Genomic DNA, 20,267 nt, shown 5'->3' with positions numbered 1-20,267 from the left:
TAGGCCGTGCTCCGGATGCGTGATCCTCGCCGGGGAACAGCGGTTGTGCTCCCGCTGCACTCCGGAGTGCAGCGAGCCACCTGCCTTACAGCAGGGATCGGGCCCCGTTGCGGTAGAACGCTTCCTTCCGCCGCTTCGGGAAGTTGAGGGCAGGGCTCAGAACGGGCGGAGCCGTGCCGGGCGGAGTGCGCCCGAGGGGAACCACCAACGGCTCACCGGGGAACAGGTCGGCCCATGCCTCGGTGAGTACGGCCCCGTACCGGCCGCAGGTCTCACAGCGCCAGACCGGACCGTCCGGACCGTGTTCCGGCACCTCGGTGTGCGGGGTGACCGCCACCCGGTGGCGGGGCCCCTCGGGGCACTCGGGCGGACTGGTGGTCACGCGGCGACGTGGACCCCCGCGGGCTCGCCGATGAACAGCAGCGGCAGCCCGTGACCGGCCTCGCGGGCGTCGAGCGCGAAGCCGATGCGGTCGGCCTGGTACTTGGCGAGCTTGCCGGCGAACTGTTCCGGCTTGATCCATACCAGCTCTCGGATCTCGTCGTCCGCCCTCGCCGGGATGGACAGGCCCTCGGCCTCCTCGGCGGTCAACATCCCGCCGTCCACCACAACGTTCAACCCCTCGTTGGCGCCGGTCGCCTCGTTCGCCTCCATCTGGTCGACCGCGAGGGCGTGCGTCAGGGTCCGGCGCAGCCCGGTTTCCTCCAGCAGCTCCCGCGCGGCGGCATCGGCGATCTTCTCCCCCGCGTGGGCGCCGCCACCGGGCAGGATCGGCCGGTCCTTGTACGTGGTCTGCACCGTGAGTACGGCCCCGGTGTCCTCGCGGGTGATCAGCACCACGCATCCGAGGCGGCGGCGGGGCTGCATGTCGTGCTGAATTTCGTTGTGCGTCAAGGTAGTTCCCCATCATCGGTAGTAGAGGTTCGGCCCCGCCGCTCGGTCGTCCGTGGTCCACTGGTCACGTCACCGAGCGGCGGGGGCTGTGCAACCCGCCGGTTCAGTCGGCCGACGGGAATCAAGGGGGTCGCCCCGGCCCGAGTCCCGACAACCAGGACCAGGGCGACCGGCGCGAGCACCGCAGCACGCGCCCTTCCGCCGAACAGCCTCGGCGGGTACTGCCCCGTCCCGAGCCATGTCACGTGAATGGCCACGCTCGGGACGGGTGTTGGTGCCCGGGGGTGCCGCGGGGAGGAAAGCGGCAGCCCCGGGAGATCAGGGGGGACTACACCGCGGCGTCGACCTGCGCGGGGCGCTGGCGGCGGAGCGCACCGGCCCACGTGTTCAGCTTCGGCCCGAGGTGCAGACGGCGGACGTACCGCCGGTGGTGCCCGCGGCAAACGGTCATTCGCTTGCGCCGGGGGGTGGACGGTATCTCGGTCACCTCGGCCTCGGACCCACACGGCACGCACCAGCCGGCACGCCACCCGGACGGTTCGCCGGTCACCGGGCGGCCCGCCGTTCTCCGGCCTCGCGGCACAGCGCAGCACGGACCCGAGCCCGCGCACGTCGTCGGCGCTGCCACCCTTCGAGCCAGTCGGGGCCGTAGGACATGCCGATCATGGCGACCGCCAGGGCGACGAAGGACCACACCCACTTCCGCGCGTCGTTCGGGTCCGCCAGGGCGACGCCGAGCACGACACCAGCGGGCAGGGCACCGAGGCCGAGCGTCACCAGGCCGGTAACCAGGGTCAGCCGGGTCACGTCGGTTCCTCCGTGGGCGTCGTGATCATCGGCCGGTAGGCCAAGTGCCCGTAACTCCGGTGCTCCGGCTCGTCGGCCGCGTGCTCGAACGCCCACAGTTCGGCGGTCTCTCGCTCAATGTGCTCGCCCGAGTCCGCACCGCACGGGGTGCCGTCCTCGGCTTCGCCCTCGCAGTAGACCAAGTGCACTTCGTCGCGGTCGGGGTCCGGGCCGAACTTCCAGAGCAGGAAGCGGAACAAGCGCCGCTTGCCGATCTCGCGGGCGGGTACTTCGAGTACCACGGTCAACCAACCTTCTGTGTGCTGTCGGCGCTTTCGGTGGCCATGACCGCCCGTGCTCGCTCGTTGCTGGTCGGCACCCGCACCTTGAGCGGATCGGCCGTCCACGTCTCGCCGGGGCTCGGCCACGGGGAGAGGGTCCACCCGGTGTCGGTCGAACCCTCGAACTCGCCGACCCGTTCCGACTCCGTGTCCACCACCAGGTCACCGACCCTCGGCCGGAGCAACGGGGTAACGGGGCTCGACTTCGCGGCAAGCGATTCGAGTCCGACCCGGAGCACGTCCACCAGGTTGGCGACCGACTCGGGGCGAGCCCATCCGAGATCCACCAGGACTTCCCCAGTGATCAGCGATGCGCCCGGGACCACCCCGAGGGACGGGAGCGGGCACCCGGCCGCCGCGGCGACCTCGCGCAGCTCCGCGCACGCCTCGCGGGCGGCTTTGCGCTGTCGCTTAGTGATCTTGCGTAGCTTTCTGTTCGCCACGGTGACCCCTCGAACGTTGCCGGTTGGCTTGTTGTGCTCTACGCAACCGCATGACCACGCTCCGCGGTAGGCTCGCAACGCTTGCGCGATATACGACCCATAAAAGCGGAGCGGGGAGTTCCACCGATGGCGAAGCGACAGCCAAACCCTTCCCTGGCACGGCTCTTGACGGAAGCGCAGTTCACACAGGGAGCCTTTGCGCGGGCCGTCAACCTGGTGGGTACCGAGAGCGGTAGGCCGACGAACTACAGTCAGCCGAACGTCTCGCAGTGGGTGGCCGGAACAGAACCCGAGGCTCCGGCCCAGACTGCCATCCTTGAAGCGCTTGCCCGCCGGCTAGGTCGACTGGTGACACACTCCGAAGCCGGGTTCCCCTCGCCGCCCGATCTGCCGACCGGCCCAACGGGTACGGTCGAAGCACTGATCGAGTTGGGGAGGGCGGATATGGACCCCTCGCGGCGGAGCGTGCTCGGCGCGTCTCTCTTCGCTGTGGCGTTGACGGTCCCGGGGTGGCAGGACGTGCTAGCTCGCGCCGAGTCAATCCAGCGTGGCGAGACCATCCGGATAGGGATGCCCGAAGTGGCATCCGTGATCGCCATGACCGAGGAACTGAGCAGTATTGACGACAAGTTCGGGGGTAGAGCAGCGCGACCGATGGCGGCTAGCTACCTGGTAAACACGGTGGGGCCGTACCTACGTGCCGAGGCCCCAGAAGCCGTTCGACAGGCGATGATGTCGGCCGCCTCGGATCTCTGCTACCTCACGGGGTACATGGCGGTTGACGAAGGGCTGCACGGCCTCGCACAGCGCTACTACGTCAAGGCGTTGGAGTTGGCCGGTATCGCCGACGACCACCTGACCTACTGCACCACGCTCCGCGGCATGAGTGTGCAAGCCGTTGACCTCGGGCACGGGAAGCGTGCAATGCAGCTCGCGGACGCTGCCTCGGCTGCTTCCCCCGTAGCCGGTCCCCGGATGCGCGCGTTCCTCGCTGGCCAACAAGCACACTCGGCGGCACAGATCGGCGACACGGCAACGGCAATGCGGCTGATCGGCGAGGCAGAGCGGGCGATGGACCGAGCGGAGTCGGAGAGTAAGGCTTTCGGCTCCTACGACCCCTCATCACTCAACTACCACATCGGCCAAGTTCGTTACGAACTAGGCGACTTGACTGGTGCGGTCGAGTCGCTAGAGCTGTCCGACAAGCTGCGCCATGACGTCTACCGGCGCACCCGAGTCCGGTACGGTGCGCTGCTGGCCGAATGGCAGCTCAAGGCAGGAAAGTCCGAACAGGCATGGGCGACGTGGCACGGCGTCCTAGACGACTATCCGCTAGTCCAGTCGGGTCGAGCAGATGCGAAGATCCGGAACATGCTCGGCTTGCTCACCAGCCACCCCACCAACCCGGATGCCCGGGATCTCTACGAACGGGCCCGGACCCTGGTCCCGGTCCGCCTCGCCGCATAGCCGAGCCCGCCGAGGCCCCGCCGCTCTGCCACGGAGCGACGGGGCTTCGTCATGCCTACGCTGCGAGGCCGACCAGCTCGGCCACCAGAGCAGACGTGTGCCGGACCGTGGTCACCAGGGCGAGCCCGGCCGGGGTCGGCGCGTCCGCCTCGCGGTCGACCAGGTACACGCCCCATGCGGGTGCAGCTCGCCGGCCGCCCGGGATGCGCTGCACGGACACGCCGTACCGCTCGGTGATCCCGGCACGGACCAGCACACCGCCGAGGCGGAACGCCACGTCGTAGGCGTCGGCCTGGTCGTCACGGGACAGCAGGAAATGGCGCTCTCTGGTCATGGTCACGCTGCCACCACCAGGGGGTTGCCGGGGCGGTGCTGCCCGGCGTCACAGACGGTCCACGGGGCGTCGTGCATCCGCCAGAGCCCGGTGTCCGGGTCTTGCATCCACTCGACCATGCCAACCAGGCCCCGGCTGGTCGTCTCCCGTGCGACCAGCCTGAAACTGCGGTACCGGATGACGGTCGTCAGCCGCTTCGCCACGATTCCCCCTTGTGTTTCCAAAATCGGGGGCAGGTCGCCGCAGGTGCGTACGTGGGTCGCTGCCAGTACTCCGCTCGCGCCCGTGCACACCTCCAAGCCGCCCCCTCGGCCGTCCCCGTCACAGTTACGGGGAGTTACGTAGATAGTGGTGGATACCTGCCATTCGCTGCGGTGCGTGACCATTCGCTTACCTTAGAACACTCGTTCGATCCGCGGAAGGGGGTATTCCGGATGGGCTGACCTGGTGTGCACATGACGCATTTGTCCTAGTCCCCCCTTGGTTGTTAGGACGCTCACCAGGCGCCCAGGTTGCGCACGTCACACCAGATTCTCAAACTAGTTTTTGTACTGTCGTGTACACGGACGCAAAAAAGGGCCCCCGCCGAAGCGGGGGCCAGTAACACACAGTCAGTTCAAATCCAAACATCTCCTCGGCGAGTCGGGCACTCTGAGCAACCGTCAGCTAGAGGCTTGACGCTCCCGTATCGCTCCGTTCACGCGCCGACGGCCGAGGGAGATCCTGTGTCGGCGGGGTGCCGATCCTGCGCCTTGTGATGGAACGGGGGCCGGAGAGCAGTAGGGCAGCCTCGCCGGCTCGGCGGGTGACGGTCGAGACCGTGCGCCCCTCGGCGTCCCGCAAGTGGAGATCCACCAGAGCCCCGCAACGGGTGATCTCCAGCGTCCCGCCGTCTGCAGTCTCGATGGTCAGCACTCGCGGGCCCCCTCGGTGTACACCTCGGCGAACCGCAGCCCGCCCCTGTATCGGGCCATCTGCACTTGAGCCGGGGTCGCGCCGAGTTCCGCGGCTAGCTCGGAGTCGTCCACCGCCACGCGGTACAGCGCAAGGGGTGCGATTCCATACCCCGCCTTGAGCACGGTCCGTTGGCGCTCTGACAGGCGACCGAGGGCAAGGTGAACCCGCTCGCGGACCACCTTCCGGCGGTGTGCTGCCACGTCGCGCGGCTCGACCAGGTCCGCGGGCATCTCAATCTCGCGGGCGACCACGTCCCCGAGGCTCACCGATTCGCCCGTGATATCGACGTTGAACGGCCTGTCGAGCGAATCCATACCGGCCCAGGAGAGGCGAGCGGCGAACGCGAGTTCTCGGGAAAGCCGATCCTTGCCCATGGCCTCGGACGCGGCAATCTGCTCGGCTTCGTAGGGGTCGCCGGCGGCCTGCGCCAGTGCCTCCCCGAAGACCTTTGCGGCGTGCGGGCTCACTCCGCGCATCATTTCCTCTCGGCGGGCGTCGGCCATGGCGCCGAAAATAGAGCGGCCGATGAACGCCACGAACTCGGCCAGGGTCTCACCCTCGAACCGCTTGATTCCCTCCCAGACAGCCATGCGTCCGGCTTGTGCGTAGTCATCCACGGACGCCACGTCGCTACCCGCAACACGTCGGGCTCGACTCATCACCAGGTCTTCGGTTGCGGCGACCACGGCGGCGACCGCGGATATGTCGTTGTTCTTAGCGGCAGCAAGGGTCTCGGCAGAAAGCTCGATCATTGGGGGGCTCCGGTTCCTCGGGTTGGCTCCCCCTTGGAAGAGGGGGACGATATCCCGGGCCGGGGCTGAAAAAGGGCAGACTTCACCCCTTGACGGCTTTGGATTGATTTGGAAGAGGGCATAGAAATGCCCCGTCCCGGGCTAGCAGGACGGGGCGATGCATTCACTCGGTCGCTGCGATGCATTCGAACTTAGGATTTGAATTGCGCGCGGCCAATGTGGTTAAAGCAGGACAAGCTACTCACATACCGGGACATAACCTCGGGACTGTCACCATGAGCGTTATATTTCGTCACCCATGGCCAGATCGTTACGCCGAATATCACGCAGCGTGAGATCAGCGCTGCCTAGAGCCCCGAAACAGCCGCCAAAGTAATCTAACCGTTATCTAACAAGGCACAACCCTTTACCGGAATTAGGCGTCTCGATGGGGCTTGCATAGCTTCGGCAAGTGTGTATGGGGTTCGCTTGACAGATCAGTAATCAGACCCGTACAGGCTCCCCCATGACCGCCCGCCTATCTCTGCCTCGCCCTCGATCGGCACCCCCATGAGGGGCCACGTCATGCACCGCTCGACCTCCCGCGCCACGTCGGCAGCCTCGCCGGCCGGAGCCGAAAGGAGGCATTCATCATGAATAGGCAAACGCAACATATCGAGCAATCCGGCTTCCTCGATATTGAGAAGCGACTGCCCGAGCACGTCACGGGCCGCGCTTTGACACATATAATTTGTCACGGCGTAAACTCGGTCCCGGTCCAATGGAAGCCGTCGGCCGGTCACCGAAATGGACACCATTCCGGTTTCCATTGCCTCACGCTGCCACCTGCGGGCCGCTCGCTTGATCTCCGGGTACAGGCGGTCGTATGCCCGGATAGCCCGCTGTACGTCCTCGACCGGGACGCCGGACTGTCGTGCAATCGTCGCCGCCCCGCCGCCGTAGACCTTTCCGAGGCCGGTCGACTTGGAAAGCTTGCGTTGCTTCGGCGTGAATCCGTCACCGAAAAGAATGCTGGCAGTGTAGTCGTGCAGGTCCCGCCCATCAGAAATTGCGGACTTCATGGCCTTGACGTCTGCCAGGGCCGCCAAAACCCGGAGTTCGACGGCCTTGAAATCGCAGGAGATTACGACGTGCCCGGGGTCGGCGAGCAGCGCACGCCGGATCATCTGGTCCGTACTCGGGAGCGTCTGCAGTGCCGGGCGCGTGATGCTCATCCGGCCGGTTCGGGCTTGCAGGCTGTTGATGAACGGGTGGACCCGGCCGTCAACGTCGACCGTCTCAAGGAACGTGCTGGTGTAGGCCGATCGCCACTTGCCCGCCCGCTTGCTCTTGAGCACCGCGGCGGCGAGGGGGTTCGGGGTCCGCAAGCCCAGCGGCTCGCCCTGCAAGCTCAGATCGGCGAGGCCGTGCAACACGCTCTTGTCGACCCGCAGGGCGCCGCTCGCCGTCGTCTCGGTGAGCACTTCACCCATCCCGACCAACGCCGCGGAGAGCTGTGCAGTCGAGTTGACGTTGTCGACCCCGTACCGCCGAGCAGCCTCGGCGTAGGTCAGCGCGTCGGCGCCGAGCTGGTCGTCAAGCGTGAGGGTGTACGGCACGTCCAGCACCAGGCCCGTGCGCTGCATCGTGGTGCAGATCCGGGCTATCTCGTGCTCGTACGGCACCAGAGCCGGCCGAACCTCCAGCCGGGCGAGCTCGCGCCGTAGAATGGGCTCCAGCCTCGCCGTGAGGATCACGTCAAGTCCGGCGTAGAGCAGAAAAGTTGGGTCCGTGAGCGGAATTCCGGCCCACCCGGTCTCTTTGGTCAACCCGTGGGATCGGAAAACCGCCGTAAGCCCTGCCTGTGTGTCCGGCGCCGAGGGGTCGACCCAATACGCCGAAAGGGGTTTCAGGCCAACGCCTATGCCGCCTTCCTGTGGCTGCCTCGGGTCGATAAGTGCGGCGAGTAGACGGGTGTCCGTGGTGTGCGGTGCGAGGTCTTCGAGTGGGATTCCGGCATGCCGGTCCAGGACCAGCCAGTCAAACGGGGCGTTGTGGATGAGCATTTCCGGGATTCGCCGCAGGGCATCCCGGGCGTAGGACTCGAAGTACCCGCCTCGCTCCCACAGGATCACCCACGCCTCGCGGGCATCGCCGAATTGTACGGTGCGAATTCGGTAGCCGGGCGAGAAGATGTTGAGTCCGGTCGTCTCGGTGTCGACGGCGATAGGACCAGCGTGCCGGACCCGGTACAGCCATTCCCAGAACTCGCGTAGGTCGGCGGTGTCCTCGGGGACTCGAATGGTGACCGTCTCTCCGGCCACCTGGTGTCGGAAGGTCTGCATAACCCCCGAAAGAGGGCCGCCCGCACAAAGGCGGACGACCCTGTTTCGGGACTAGTCGGAGAAGATCCCCGGACCCTTTGCATCGGGGCTTGCACTGGCGAGCCGGAGCCCGACCAGGGCGATACCCTTCTTAGTCTTCTTACGGCTTACTCCGCGTTCCTCTAGCGCGTCGTAAAACGTCTTCCTGGTCCACCTCTCCTTAGCGGGCAGGTTCTCGGCTTCGCACCACGTCAAATACTCGTTGAATGCGTCGCTGCCGTTGAGCTGGTGGGAGTCGTCGGCGCGTTCCAGGATGCCCGGCAGGAAGCCCGCGAGGCTGTCGGACGTCTCCCTGTACTCCCGCGAGGCACCCGTGATGACCTGCGGGTCTCGCAAGCCCTCGCGGTACCATTCGCCGGCTCCGCGGACCGCCCACGCTGCGATGCCCTGGCGCTCCGCGGCAAGCTTGCGGGGAAGGTCGTAATCCCGCTCACCCGGCGCGAAATAGCGTAGGAAGGGAATCATGCGTACGCGCCGCCACAGGCCCTCATCCTGCGACCGGAATTTCGGCCGGTGATTGGTCGCCAACAGCAGCAGGAAGGCGGGCCGGAACTCGAAGAATTCCCGGTGCAGAAAACGCGCCTGCATCAGGTCGCCACCGGTCGAGCGCTTAATGATCGCCTCGGACATTGGACGCCCTGCCTCGCCCTCGGAAGCCATGACCAGGCGGGCCGCACGAAGGGCGGCGAGATCGTTCGGGATACCGCCCCCCTTCCGTTCCTCGAACGTGCTAAATGAAGTGGTCTTTGTGATGGCTCGGAACACGTCTGTAAGGGCGTCGAGAAACACAGACTTCCCATTCGCGCCCTTCCCCCACAGCACCATGAAAATCTGTTCCCGGGTGTGCCCGGTGATGCCGTAGCCGATCACGCGCCGAATGTAGTCAGGCATGTCCGGCGAGTCCGGGAACACCTCGGCGAGGAATCGGAGCCACCGCGGGCACTCTGCCTCGGGGTCGTAGTCGAGATCAAGGCAGTACGTCAGTAGGTCGGCCTGGTCGTGCGGTCCGAGTTCGCCGGTCTTGAGATTGACGACACCGTTCCGAAAGGCGATCAGATCGGGCCTCGCGTCGAACTCCTCGGCGGCAACGTGAACGCCGGGTATGGACTTGAGTTCGGTCATGAGATTGTCAATCCGAGTGGTCATGGTGTAGCCCTTGGCGGACTTCGGATCACCGGACAGAACAAGTGCGGCGCCCATGCGGTGGATTTCCTGCCGGACCCGCACATCAGAGCGCACCCATACCCGGCCGTCCCACACGTGGAATCCGAGTCCGGGGGCATACCGGATCGTGCCGCTCGACCAGGCGGCGAGGGCTGCAGCGTTGAGCGCGTCGGACTCGCCGTACTTGTCGACCAGCTCGCGGAGGATGCCCGCAGCGTCGGCGGCGCCGTCCTGGTCGAGTACGGCACCAGCCGAAGCCAACTCCCGCGAGGGGGAACGAACTTCGGCAGGCTCGACCACCGGCAGGGGGCGGGCAGTAGCGACCGCGCGGTGAAGCTCGGCCGGGAACCCGAGCGGGTCGGCCTCGCGCCACTCGGTCAAGTCCCCTACACCCTGCGGGATTTCGAGTACCAGCACCGTGACACCGTGCTCGGCGAGACCGTCGGCGAGACGGCGGGTGAACCCGGCCCCGGCTTCGTCCTGGTCGCCGGCGAGGATGACCAGCGAGCCGCGCAAGCCCTCGGCGAGTTCGGCGACCAGCTCGGGCGAGTGACTGAGCGAGGCACCCCGGATCGCCACCGAGTCGTACCCCACGGCCACCGCGGACAGTGCGTCGGACGGGCCCTCACAGACCAGCCACGTCCCGTACCCGCCGGCTCCGCGGAACACCCCGAAGGGCGACCAGCGGAAGCCGCGCGGGTTGGCGAGGCTCACCCATCGGGCAGGGTCGTCGCCGCTAAGGTCCCGCCCCTGCAGTCCGCGGGCGATCCCGTCGAAGCCGACCAGCGGCACCACCAGCCGGGGGTATGCGCGGTACCCGCGGGAGAGGTGCCGGAAGTCGGCGCCCTGGTGCCCGCTGTCGGCGCCGAGCTGCAGATCCGCGGCCGTCTCCGGGTCGATCCCGAAGCGGGCCCGGAGATACCCGAGGGCGATCCGGCCCGTGTGGTTGTCGTCGGCCTGGTCGACCAGGGCGGCCGAGGCTCGGTCGACATAGGCGGCGAGGGCCGCAACGTGTCGCACCTCGACCAGCTCGGGGCGGGCGCTGGTGACGGTCGCGCCGGGGCCGGTCGAGTCGAACAGGTCGGGCCAGTCGAGCCGAACGGCCCGGATCACGTCGTCCGTACGGCAGCCGGCTCGGCAGGTGAGCCGAACCGTGCCGTTGTCGCCGCGCCAGATTCGAAGGCTCGGCCGTGAGTCCTGGTGCGCGGGGCAGGCAGCGATGTACCCGCCGTCCTGGTGCTCGCTCACGTCGCCGAAGCGGCCGAGCAGATCAGCGAAAAGCACGATGCGCCCCCCGAATGTCGCTCAGCAGATCGGCGAAATCCGCGAGCGAGACAGTCACGTACCAACGGGCGGTGTCGATTCCGCGGGCGGTGTACTCGGCGCCGTACAGGCCGACCGCATCGTCTACGGGCATGCCGAGGGAATCCCGGATTGCCGTCCACGTGCTTACGGAGAAATGCACGCGAGCGGTAGCCGTGCCCGAGTTCCGGCGCTTGTGCACCACGGCGGAGAGAGGGAATCCGGCGTTGTCCGCCTCGGCGAGCCCCTGCCGAATCCACGTGGGGACGGCGGAGCCCTTAACGTCCTTACATTCGAGAATGAAAGGGGCCGCGTGGATATCGCCTACGTCTCGGGCGCCTTCCTGTGCGGCCCGGCGGATATTCTCGCCGTTCATGGGGGCGAGAAGCTTGCCCGCGGAGTCGACCAGGCCGAGGCGCCGGTTCAGGAAGTCCCGAACGGCGCTCTCCCATGCGGTGCCGCGTGCCTTGTTCGGATTACTCATCGTCGCCGCCTCGCCCCCAGATGATCGCCACCACGCCGAGGAACACGGCACAGAAGATGACTCCCGCCATTGCGGCGATCATGAAAAAGGCGAAAGGCTCATCGGTGATCACGATCATGATTCCCCCTAAGAATGCTGGTGATTAGTCGCAGTCGAACCCGTCCGGGTCGTCTTCGTCGTCGCCGTACAGGTCCGCCACGTCGGGCAGGACAAGCCGCACGTGCTCGCTGGAAATCCACTCGGCTCGCAGGCTCTTACGCCGGGTGAATCCGGATTCGGTGCCGGTCGGCCGGACCAGCAGCATCGGGCGGAGACGGCCGTCAACCAACTTCGTGGTGACCCGCTCCACAATTGCGTCAGCGAGCCGCACGCGGTTGCCCTGGCGGGCCGCATAGGCAATCAGGTCGCCGGGGTGCAGCTCCTCGCCGGCGTAGTCCACAATGACGCCACGCTTACCCATTTAGTCGTCCTCCTGGTAGTCAAGTAGTGAGGTGAAAGCCGCGTATGCCTGTTGCGGCTGCACGGCGTTTCCAATGGCCTTGAGCTGTTGGCCACGGGTGAGGCCGGGCACGTCGGTGACCCAGCCCGGGACAAAGCCCATGAGCCACTCGGCGAAACGGGCCGTGACTCGGATGCCGCCTCGCGGACCCTTTTCCGTCGGTGCCGGAGCGGCGAACCCGAAGAGGGTTTCCCAACGGCGGATCACGGGGTGGTATGCGCCCCACCATGCGGGAGGTGAATAACGAGAGTCCGGAGATTCATCCCGCCCGCCCGATTCGGCGAGTGCCCCGGGCCGCCCGTCCCGTCGGAGTCTTGAGGAACCGCGACACAAAACCACCTATCCCGGTGGTGTGCGGCTCCGATATCCGACGCTCGAATGCAACTCCATCGAGCGTCATACCCGACCGAGGAAAGCCCGGCGAGGACTTCCGCGAGCCCACGACGGGAAATCGCGGAAACGTTTTCCAGGAAGACGACTCGGGGTCGTAGAACGCGAATCGCTTCAAGAACGGTGTACCAGAGGCCCGACCGCTCATCTTCCAACCCCTTTCGAAGTCCGGCGTTGCTGATCCCCTGGCACGGGAAACCGGAAGTGATAATGTCGACCTCGCCGATTAGCGAGGCCCAGTCGATTTCGGTGATATCGCCGAGGTTCGGGGCGTCGGGGTAGTGCTCGGCGAGCACCGCGGACGCTGCAGGGTCGATCTCGGCGACGTATCGGACCTGGTCAGAGGTGATGTGCTCGGCGACCAGGCCGAGGGCGCCGACCCCGGCGCACAGCTCAAGGATTGGCATTCAGATCCCCCCAGAGGGGCCCCGAGGAATTACCCCCGGGGCCCCGGCCGGCTCAGAACTTCGGGTCCGCCACGGCGTCGTTCCAGGACTTAAGAACCCGGATTACGGGCTTGACGTACGAAACGTCCCGGCCACGCTTAGTGGTGTATTCCACGCGCTCCAGCTCCAGCGAGCACAGAGCCTCGCCGCCGATTCGGTCGAGCGCGTTTTCCACCTCGTAAAGGACCTCGGCGAGCTTCCACGAACCGGACTGGAATCGGAAGATTCCGAGATTCGGGTCATCGGCCAGACGGAAAAGCACGGAGATAGACGGGGACGGACCCCGCTTGACCTTCGCCGCCGCCTTTCGGTCGACCATCAGCGAGGGGCAGCGGCACGGCTTACCCTTGTCCTCCTCGGGCGACAGGAACTCGATTCCGTCGCAGTGGTGAATCAGGTTGCTGCCGTTCCACAGCTTGAGATCCGAGGAAATCGCCGAGGCGCCGTCAATGACCACCTTCACCTTTGCGGTGCTGGTGTCAACGACAATGAAATTCTCCTTGTCGGTCTCGGTCTCCTCGGGGGTGCCGCCGAAAAGCTGAGCGACCGCGGACGCCACCTCGGGGTCACCCGTGGAAATCCGCCACTCGTCAAGGGCGACCGGGGTACCGTCCTCGTCCTGCTTGCCGGAGTGGAACCGGCCCACCGTGTCATCCGAGAAAGTGCCCCGCGGCTTCGCGTCGGGGTCGGTCTCGAAGATGCGCATAGCCATACTGAAATCCCCCTGATTTTGGGCATGAAAAAGGGGCGTGGCCCGGATTGAGCCCGCCCCTGCAGTGACGTTCTTCGGTTATGTGGTCAGCGTGCGCGCCGCTCGGTACCGGTGATCAGCCGGCGAGCCGACTTAGCGATAGCGCGGCCGAGCACGGTCTTACTGGTCTCGCGGTCCCAGACGAAGACCTTTCGCAGCGTGAGGAACACGCCGAAAACGTCGTCGTCCGCGCGGACCGGCTTAAAGCTCCAGTCCTCACCGGTGATGTGGAGAACAGCCGCGCCGTCGAACTCCGGCATGGGCTCGCTGGTGCCGTCGGGCGCGATGATCAAGTCAGCGTGGGAGTAGGCAGCCATCTGCAAAGCCACGTCCGGATACGCGCTCTTGCTGGTCTTCCAATCGACAATCAGCAAGTGCGGAGTTCCCGAGCGGTCCGCGGTCGGCTTGCCCTCGGCGTCGAGCCAGACACGGAGGATCGCGTCAAAACTGCCCGCGTACTCATGGGTGCTCGACCAGGCCACGTCTTCGGCGCGGACCAACTCCGGGTTAACCACCTTGAGAAAGTCGGCGAACCCGGTCCGGTACGGCTCTAGGTCAGGGTGTACGCGGTTGACGTACTCTCCTCGCGCCATGCGCTCGAAAAGGTCATGGGCGTCAGATCCGATCTTTGCGCGGGACTTCGTGTATCGCAGGTGGGCGTTTCGCACGTAGTCAATCGCGCCCTCTTCGTCCCGCTCGGCGATGGACTGCACAGCGGCGAGGCTGGTCACTGCGGTCTCGGCAGCCATGCGGGCCGCCCAATGGACAAGGAAAGGCTTCGGGAGCATCGCGATAACGCTTGTGACTCCCGGGTACTTGACGGCGGTGTCCGGGTCCACGTACCACCGTGAGCCCCCGCGCTGAATGGTCCGGATTCGTCCGGCCATGTATTCCCCCTAGGTTGGTGGGGGTGGCGGGGTGACGCTGGTGAGGCAAAATCCTGTTTCTCTTAGCACTTGAACAGCTAGAGAAAACCAGATTCGCCGTCTCCAGCGTCACCCGTCACCACCCGCTGTCAGTCCCGCCGGACGGCGAGCGAGTCGGCGAGGCGGTGCAGATCCTCGACCGTGCCGGAGTTGGTCACGGTCACGTCGGCCTCGGCCTGGTCTAGGGCGGTCTCGGTGACGTGCTGCCCCTCGGGGCCGGCGAGCTGGTCGACGCCGGGGCGGACGACCCGGACCACCAGGGCGCCACGGGCCCGCAGGGCGTCGAGTTCGTTGACGTGGCGTACGTCGGTGATGACGGTCGGGATGTTCCACCGCTCGGCCACGTCGACCCGCTCAAGAGCGAGCCTCACCCAGTACTCGGGGTCATGGGTGCGCACGGCCTCGCCGAGTCGCTGCAGGGTCCGCCGCACCTCGGGGTATCGCGTCTTCGCGGTCTCCCACCCATACCGGCCGACCAGATCAGACAGGCGGATCGGAAGATGCCCGTAGCTGGTCGACTCGGCGCCCACGATCGGGTCAAGGTCGAGCGCGACGGAGCGCAAGGGGTCGGCGAACGCGACCCGGACGAACGAGAATTCCCGACCGAGCCGGGCCCCGATGGTGTCCTTACCACTCCGGGCCCGGCCGATCAGTGCCACATGGCGGAAGGTCACTCGCCGTCCGCCTCGAACGGAAACGCGAGCTGGTCGACGCCCTCGGCCTGGTCGACGGTCTCGGACGGCGCCGGAGTCGCCAGGGCCTCGGCGGTCTTGCCGTCCTCGACCCGCTGCACCGCCTCGCCCGCACCGAGAACCGCCGCCGCCAGGGCGAGCACCAGGACGACGGGCAGGGACGGGACGTAGTGGGCGACCAGGGCGACCGAGGCCGCAACGATCGCGTACAGGCGGGCCGGGCTGGTCTTGATGAACTGCACTGGGAATCCCCTTAGTTGAGTGTTGCGAGAAAGCCCGCGGGGCCACGTCGACCCCGCGGGGGACGTGCTACGGCAGGCGGAGAACCTGGCCCGGCTGGATCACGTACGGCGCCGGGATGCCGTTCGCCGACGCGATGCGCTGCCAGCTGATACCGAGGCGGGCGCCGATCACGGACAGGCTGTCGCCGGAGCGCACGGTGTAGGTGCCGCCGCCGGAGCCGGGCAGGCGGAGAACCTGGCCGATCTGGAGTACGTAGGGCGACCGGATGCCGTTGGTCTCGGCGATCTTCTGCCAGGAGATGCCCAGCTTCTCGCCGATCTCGGACAGGGTGTCGCCGGAACGCACGGTGTAGGTGCCGCCGGTCGAGCCACCGCCGTTGTTGCCGCCACCGCCCGGAGCCGGCATACCGGCCTGCACCCAGGAGTAGAGACGGCCACCCGGGCACTCGGTGGCGAACCCGTCACGGTGTCCGCGCTTCGCCAGGGTCCGGCCGGTCTTCGCACACGCTTCGTCGTACAGCGCACGGGCCGACCGCAGGGCCGCATCCGTCGGGGCCTGGTCGCCGCCGATAGCGATCTGAACGCCGATCCCCGACCTGTTGTGGTTCGGGCAGTGCGCGCCCTGCAGGCCCCAGCCTCGGCCCTCATAGACCGAACCATCCTGCGCCACAACGAAGTTGTAGCCGATCCCACTCCACCCGTTGCCCAGGTGCTCGGCTTCGATCGCCCGCGGGATCGAGTTGCCGGTTCGGGTGACCGGGGTTCCGCCGTCGTAGTGAACGAAAAACTCCGTGCGCTCCGACAGCGGAACGCCCGCGACTCCGTTGGTCCACGGCCGCGCACCCCAGGAAGCGCGGGAGATGATGTTGACGCTCAAGATGCCTCCAGGCATGAAAGAACCCCGCCCGAGTACGCCCGGACGGGGCTCGCTGATTTGTCAATTCGGTTGTGTGGTGGCCTACTTGGCGACTGCCTGCACGATGGCCACCAGGGCGCCGCCTACGCCGGTAAGGGCGGCAACGGGTAGTGCGTACTTCCACGCTTCGAGAGCGCGCAAGCGGGCTTCGTGGTCGTCCAGCTCCTCGCGCACGCCCTCGGCTTGCTGGCCGATCGAGCGGACTTCGCTCCGGAGCCCGATCACCTCGTCATAGATTTCACGGGCGCCGATGCTGACCACGCCGAGCTGATCAGGCGGGGTCTGCGGGTCCGGGGGTCGGGATGGGTGCATTCGGGTCCACCCCCTCTGTGCGAATCGACACGGCCGCGGAGAGCGGACGGAAGTCAACTGTGCGTCGCAGTAAGGCGGTTACCGCAGCCTCGGCCACCCGCTGCACTTCCTCGCCCGCTCTGCGGTGCGCCTCGGCGGTCGGCGGTCCCGGGTCGAGCCCGGTCGCATAGGTCACGATCGCCCGCACGTCCTCGGGCGGCAGGATGATCGTTAGCGTGTACGCCTGTGCGTCTGCCATATATAGGTGTCTCCTCTCAGTAGCCGGCCGGGGCGGACACCGCGGACCATGTCCCTCCGGCGGTCGCCCCCGGTGCCGAGCTGGTCGACACCCCCGAGGCGAGGCCGAGCCCGATCGAGAGCGCGGGCGCCCCGACCGACTGCCTTGCCTGCAGCAGCAGACGGCGCCACGTGCCCGCCCTGGTGTGCGGCGGGTCGAGCGTGTGAAGCCACTCGCACCGAAGCCATTGGCCGGGGGCGATCCCCACCGATACCGGGGTGGTGGTTGCGCGGCCCGAGTCCACGTCGAACAACCGGAACTCCACGAAGCCGCTCCCGCTGGTGCTCGCCCGGAAGTCGACCCGGACCACCGAGGCGTTCAACCCGCCGATCCCGATCTGAGCAACCGCGTGGAACGTTGTCCCGCCCGGCCACCCTTCGTACGGCGTCATGGGCAAAGGCTCGTCCCGGGCGCCCCGGCCGGGGTTGCGCTCCAACGTGTCGAGACGGCGGCGAAGCTCGGCGAACTCGCGGCCGAGGCTAGGGGGTTGAAGCGCTGCCGACATTGGCGAACACCCCCTCCGGCACCAGCGTGACCGTGCATTCCTCGCCGCCGTCGGTCACCTTCACCGAGACGGCCGTGACCTTGTACGCGCCGTCCAGCACCAGGCGCCCGCCCGCCCTAGCCCGCACCCGCACCAGGTGCCCCGGCTGTAGGTCACCGGGCCCCGGGTAGGCGTCCGGGTAGAGCCGAACAGCGGGAAGGATGACGGGAGTTGAGCCCTCGCTGACCGCCTGCTGTGCGTACCCGGTGAGCGTGTCCGTGCTGGTCACGTCCTGCCGGGACGACACCGACGACAGCCGCGGGACTCGCCGGCTCGGGCTGGTCTCGGCGGGCAGGTCGACCCAGACGGCGGCAAGTTGGTCGTCCCCCTCACCACCACCGGTCACGGTCGCCTCGGTGGTACGGGCGGTGCCGTCCACGGTGAACGACGGAATATCGCAATTCGCGCCATGCTCCAGCACCACATCCGTAGGGATTCCGCCCTGCGGGCTGAACCGGAACGAATTCAGGATGCGGCTGCCGGACCACCCGTAGTAAATCCCGAAATCAAAACCGTCCCGCACCCCCGCCAGATCCTCTACGGCCTGACCGAGGTTCTTGTATTCGTACCGTGCGTACGTCCGGTCCCGGATAACCCCGGTAACCGCGGAGCCGTCCCACGTAAGGGCTTTCGGGCCCGGAAGGTATCCGGTCCCAGTCCCGTCGCCGAAGCTCGACACCAGAGCCCTTGTGATGGCGCCCTGGTCGAGTTGGGCATAGCTGACGCTCATACTGATCAGTCGGCGACGGTAGTACCCCCACAGCCCCGTTGCGCTAAGGGTGGCGTCCTCGGTCTCAAGGTCGACGGCGAACGCGAGCAGGGGCCCGCCCCAGAGGATCTGTTGCCCTCGCTGGATATAGACCAGCACCCGCCAAGGCTGTAGTGCCTGCCAGTCGAAAGCCCAGAGAGGGACTTTCAGCGAGGCGGACCCCGGCGCGTTGATCTCCATTGAGAAGCTGAGATCGGATATCGGAAGCTCGCCCCAGATATCCCCGCTGACGAACTCGGCGAAGATCACCCGATAGTCGGTCATCCTCGCCCCCTCACTCCAGCGGAATCACGGTCATTTGCGAATACGACTGCCACTCGTCGAACTGTGCAAAGCCGCCCTGTGCGTAGAGGGAGTGCCATACCTTGAGCGGCTTGTTCTTCGGGATGAGAACCTGTGCCGCTCCCCAATGCGGGGTCAATCCCTGGTTAGCCCGTTCGTACATGCGCAGGGATTCCCAGTAGACGGCCGTGTCGGACCACGTCCAGATGGAATGCCAACCCTCGCGGTCCGCGGGAGCGGTAACCCGAATCTGATAGGTCACGATCCCCACACGGTCGTACGCAACGGCTGGCCCGTCGTACCGGAGAACCATCCCGGACATGTCCGCGCCCGGGGCGTCGACACCCCACCAGCCGCTAGAACCCCGGCCGGTCTGGCCCGTCAGGAACGCTCGGTTCACCAGCGGTTTCGCGTCCGTAGTGCCCTTGACGTACACCCGGTCTTCGTCGGCCGAGTAGATCAGGCCGCCTCGGGCCTGGTTGGCGGCGACAGCGGCGACGCCCTGCCCCGCTGCAGTCCGCAGGGGGACAATCGGGGTCGGGTCGCCCTGGCCGGCTGTCGAGTACCGAAGGTCTTCGATATCGGCCGCTGAAACCGATGTGGCGCCCTTCCTGACGCGCACCTTGGCGAGGGCAAGATAGGAGTCATAGGGCACGCTCGGTGCCGCCGCTCCGTCCGTTCCGCGGACCACGTCAATGCACCAGCCCGGAGCGAGATTGCCCGGCGCGTAATTCGCTAGGGGCACCTCGGCGTACGCGGTCACGTCACTGTCGTCGGACACCCGGGCCACGATCACGTCATAGCGGTCAGCAGTAGCCGAGGCGGTGCCCAAATTGAATTGGACTCCGGGACTCGGCAGGTCGACGTAATAGGCGTGTCGCGGATCTCGCACAGCGGACTTCGTCAGCGGCACCCACGCACGGCCACCAGCCACCGCCACACGGGCCGAGCTGCCAGAGACAGCAGTCACCTTGAGCCCGTCGCCGGCCGATCCGGGGATCACCCCGATATTCAGGCCCCGGATATCCGACAGAACGGCCCGGAAGTCCGCCGAGTCGTATTCGCCCTTGTGCAGATAGATTGGCGCCCGGATACCTCCTGCCATGCCTTACCCCCTAGATCCACGCGGAGCGCCAACGCACATCGGCACCCCGGTTCTTGTCGCCCAACAGGTCATCAAATTCGAGCCTCGCCGTGCCGGGCCGGAGCGGAAACCAGACGGAATCCGGGCTCAAAGCGCCGTACCGCGAGGCCCCGTTGAGAAGCACAGAGCGAGTCCGTGTCTCAATCGTCAGAACCTCGGCGGTCGGCACCGTGAGCTGTACCGTGATCCGCTCGCCCGTTGCGCGGTTGAGTACGGTCGGGTTCACGACCGGCCCGGTAATCGTGTAGGTCGGCCACGTCGGCGTATTACCGTCCACCGTGATATCCGCGGGCGGAGCGATGAACGCCGCTCCCGCTTTCATCACGCCGAACGGGAACCGGAACGGGAATAGCTTCACCGACCCGCGGGCAGCCACGGGCAGGACTCGCGCCGTGGACTGCTGGTCGCCGTACAACAGCGGGTCCGCGGCGTACAGCTCCACGTCGAAGCGGACGGCGCCCGCGGCGAACACGGCGCCGGTCGGGGTCGCCCGCTTCCGGGTTCGGGCCGTGAGCCGGCCGAGCCCACCGGCCACCCCGGGGACGGAGAACCGCAACAGGCGATCCCCGCCCCCGGGCTGGAACACACGGAGCACGTCCGCGACGGTCCCGGGGTCGTCAAGCACAGTGAGCCCGAGGTGCACCACACGGGCCCCGAGGTAGTCGGTCCCGGCGCTCGCTCCGTGCCGCTGCAGTAGCAGCCGATCGGCCGTCCGCACTTCGGGCGAGTCCAGCAGTCCGGACGGCTCATGCAGTACGACGGAGCCGGGGCCGCCGAGCAGCACGCCCCC

General features: G+C 66.9%; 26 protein-coding genes. 1 reads left to right on the top strand and 25 read right to left on the bottom strand.

The features are described from left to right. Positions 1-85 precede the first annotated feature (85 nt). The 5 genes from ACIBEC_RS14865 to ACIBEC_RS14845 form a co-directional block, all read right to left on the bottom strand. A complete protein-coding gene (locus ACIBEC_RS14865; protein ID WP_360507331.1) occupies positions 86-382 on the bottom strand; it encodes a hypothetical protein in 297 nt (98 codons plus the stop codon). Further along, positions 379-894: an NUDIX domain-containing protein gene (locus ACIBEC_RS14860; RefSeq protein ID WP_360507334.1), complete on the bottom strand. Its 516-nt coding sequence runs from the start codon at positions 892-894 to the stop codon at positions 379-381. Before ACIBEC_RS14860 ends, ACIBEC_RS14865 begins: the two co-directional genes overlap by 4 nt. A 546-nt stretch (positions 895-1,440) precedes the next feature. Then, the gene (locus ACIBEC_RS14855) at positions 1,441-1,701 is read right to left on the bottom strand and encodes a hypothetical protein (RefSeq protein WP_360507336.1); all 261 of its coding nucleotides are present in this window, start codon (positions 1,699-1,701) and stop codon (positions 1,441-1,443) included. Further along, entirely contained in the window at positions 1,698-1,982 is a 285-nt protein-coding gene (locus ACIBEC_RS14850; RefSeq protein ID WP_360507339.1) for a hypothetical protein, read from the bottom strand. The genes ACIBEC_RS14855 and ACIBEC_RS14850 overlap by 4 nt, the downstream gene beginning before the upstream one ends. A 2-nt stretch (positions 1,983-1,984) precedes the next feature. After that, complete coding sequence (locus ACIBEC_RS14845) at positions 1,985-2,542, bottom strand: hypothetical protein (protein WP_360507342.1); 558 nt, start codon at positions 2,540-2,542, stop codon at positions 1,985-1,987. Positions 2,543-2,590: 48 nt separating this feature from the next. On the opposite strand from ACIBEC_RS14845, the gene ACIBEC_RS14840 reads away from it, so the two are divergent. Continuing rightward, positions 2,591-3,931, top strand: coding sequence for a tetratricopeptide repeat protein (locus ACIBEC_RS14840; protein WP_360507345.1), 1,341 nt, complete (start codon positions 2,591-2,593; stop codon positions 3,929-3,931). A 55-nt stretch (positions 3,932-3,986) separates the two neighbouring features. Here ACIBEC_RS14840 and ACIBEC_RS14835 read toward each other — a convergent pair whose 3' ends face one another. The 20 genes from ACIBEC_RS14835 to ACIBEC_RS14740 form a co-directional block, all read right to left on the bottom strand. Next, entirely contained in the window at positions 3,987-4,271 is a 285-nt protein-coding gene (locus tag ACIBEC_RS14835; protein WP_360507348.1) for a hypothetical protein, read from the bottom strand. Then, positions 4,268-4,468, bottom strand: a complete 201-nt coding sequence (locus tag ACIBEC_RS14830; RefSeq protein ID WP_360507351.1) for a hypothetical protein — start codon at positions 4,466-4,468, stop codon at positions 4,268-4,270. Before ACIBEC_RS14830 ends, ACIBEC_RS14835 begins: the two co-directional genes overlap by 4 nt. A gap of 705 nt (positions 4,469-5,173) precedes the next feature. Beyond that, a complete protein-coding gene (locus ACIBEC_RS14825) occupies positions 5,174-5,974 on the bottom strand; it encodes a sigma-70 family RNA polymerase sigma factor (RefSeq protein ID WP_360507353.1) in 801 nt (266 codons plus the stop codon). A gap of 476 nt (positions 5,975-6,450) precedes the next feature. Next, positions 6,451-8,277 carry a DNA polymerase gene (locus ACIBEC_RS14820; RefSeq protein ID WP_360507355.1) on the bottom strand — a complete coding sequence of 609 codons (1,827 nt, stop codon included), beginning with the start codon at positions 8,275-8,277 and terminating at the stop codon, positions 6,451-6,453. Positions 8,278-8,349: 72 nt separating this feature from the next. Further along, positions 8,350-10,785 carry a phage/plasmid primase, P4 family gene (locus ACIBEC_RS14815; RefSeq protein ID WP_360507358.1) on the bottom strand — a complete coding sequence of 812 codons (2,436 nt, stop codon included), beginning with the start codon at positions 10,783-10,785 and terminating at the stop codon, positions 8,350-8,352. Beyond that, positions 10,772-11,287 carry a hypothetical protein gene (locus ACIBEC_RS14810; RefSeq protein ID WP_360507361.1) on the bottom strand — a complete coding sequence of 172 codons (516 nt, stop codon included), beginning with the start codon at positions 11,285-11,287 and terminating at the stop codon, positions 10,772-10,774. Before ACIBEC_RS14810 ends, ACIBEC_RS14815 begins: the two co-directional genes overlap by 14 nt. Beyond that, the gene (locus tag ACIBEC_RS14805; RefSeq protein WP_360507363.1) at positions 11,280-11,405 is read right to left on the bottom strand and encodes a hypothetical protein; all 126 of its coding nucleotides are present in this window, start codon (positions 11,403-11,405) and stop codon (positions 11,280-11,282) included. The genes ACIBEC_RS14810 and ACIBEC_RS14805 overlap by 8 nt, the downstream gene beginning before the upstream one ends. Before the next feature lie 24 nt (positions 11,406-11,429). Further along, positions 11,430-11,747 carry a hypothetical protein gene (locus ACIBEC_RS14800; RefSeq protein WP_360507366.1) on the bottom strand — a complete coding sequence of 106 codons (318 nt, stop codon included), beginning with the start codon at positions 11,745-11,747 and terminating at the stop codon, positions 11,430-11,432. A gap of 242 nt (positions 11,748-11,989) precedes the next feature. Then, a complete protein-coding gene (locus ACIBEC_RS14795) occupies positions 11,990-12,583 on the bottom strand; it encodes a DNA cytosine methyltransferase (protein WP_396287931.1) in 594 nt (197 codons plus the stop codon). A gap of 52 nt (positions 12,584-12,635) precedes the next feature. Continuing rightward, complete coding sequence (locus ACIBEC_RS14790; RefSeq protein WP_360508120.1) at positions 12,636-13,328, bottom strand: hypothetical protein; 693 nt, start codon at positions 13,326-13,328, stop codon at positions 12,636-12,638. A 92-nt stretch (positions 13,329-13,420) separates the two neighbouring features. After that, positions 13,421-14,212, bottom strand: a complete 792-nt coding sequence (locus ACIBEC_RS14785) for a hypothetical protein (RefSeq protein WP_360508118.1) — start codon at positions 14,210-14,212, stop codon at positions 13,421-13,423. A gap of 176 nt (positions 14,213-14,388) precedes the next feature. Further along, the gene (locus tag ACIBEC_RS14780) at positions 14,389-14,973 is read right to left on the bottom strand and encodes a hypothetical protein (RefSeq protein ID WP_360508115.1); all 585 of its coding nucleotides are present in this window, start codon (positions 14,971-14,973) and stop codon (positions 14,389-14,391) included. Next, complete coding sequence (locus ACIBEC_RS14775; RefSeq protein ID WP_360508112.1) at positions 14,970-15,233, bottom strand: hypothetical protein; 264 nt, start codon at positions 15,231-15,233, stop codon at positions 14,970-14,972. Before ACIBEC_RS14775 ends, ACIBEC_RS14780 begins: the two co-directional genes overlap by 4 nt. 67 nt (positions 15,234-15,300) lie before the next feature. Further along, positions 15,301-16,110 (bottom strand): LysM peptidoglycan-binding domain-containing protein, encoded by an 810-nt coding sequence (locus ACIBEC_RS14770; protein WP_360508109.1) that lies wholly within the window; start codon positions 16,108-16,110, stop codon positions 15,301-15,303. 81 nt (positions 16,111-16,191) lie between these two features. Further along, a complete protein-coding gene (locus ACIBEC_RS14765) occupies positions 16,192-16,410 on the bottom strand; it encodes a hypothetical protein (RefSeq protein WP_360508107.1) in 219 nt (72 codons plus the stop codon). A gap of 10 nt (positions 16,411-16,420) precedes the next feature. Then, positions 16,421-16,699: a hypothetical protein gene (locus ACIBEC_RS14760; RefSeq protein ID WP_360508104.1), complete on the bottom strand. Its 279-nt coding sequence runs from the start codon at positions 16,697-16,699 to the stop codon at positions 16,421-16,423. Positions 16,700-16,715: 16 nt separating this feature from the next. Continuing rightward, positions 16,716-17,129, bottom strand: a complete 414-nt coding sequence (locus tag ACIBEC_RS14755; protein WP_360508101.1) for a hypothetical protein — start codon at positions 17,127-17,129, stop codon at positions 16,716-16,718. Between the two features lie 88 nt (positions 17,130-17,217). After that, a complete protein-coding gene (locus tag ACIBEC_RS14750) occupies positions 17,218-18,315 on the bottom strand; it encodes a hypothetical protein (protein ID WP_360508098.1) in 1,098 nt (365 codons plus the stop codon). Between the two features lie 10 nt (positions 18,316-18,325). After that, positions 18,326-19,438, bottom strand: a complete 1,113-nt coding sequence (locus tag ACIBEC_RS14745; protein ID WP_360508095.1) for a hypothetical protein — start codon at positions 19,436-19,438, stop codon at positions 18,326-18,328. A gap of 10 nt (positions 19,439-19,448) precedes the next feature. Next, positions 19,449-20,261, bottom strand: a complete 813-nt coding sequence (locus tag ACIBEC_RS14740; RefSeq protein WP_360508092.1) for a phage distal tail protein — start codon at positions 20,259-20,261, stop codon at positions 19,449-19,451. Positions 20,262-20,267: the final 6 nt, after the last annotated feature.

It is taken from the genome of Kitasatospora sp. NPDC051164 (genome assembly GCF_044455625.1).
Taxonomy (GTDB): Bacteria; Actinomycetota; Actinomycetes; order Streptomycetales; family Streptomycetaceae; genus Kitasatospora.
Note: the sequence above shows the minus strand (reverse complement) of the source record. Positions and strands in the feature narration are given on the sequence as shown.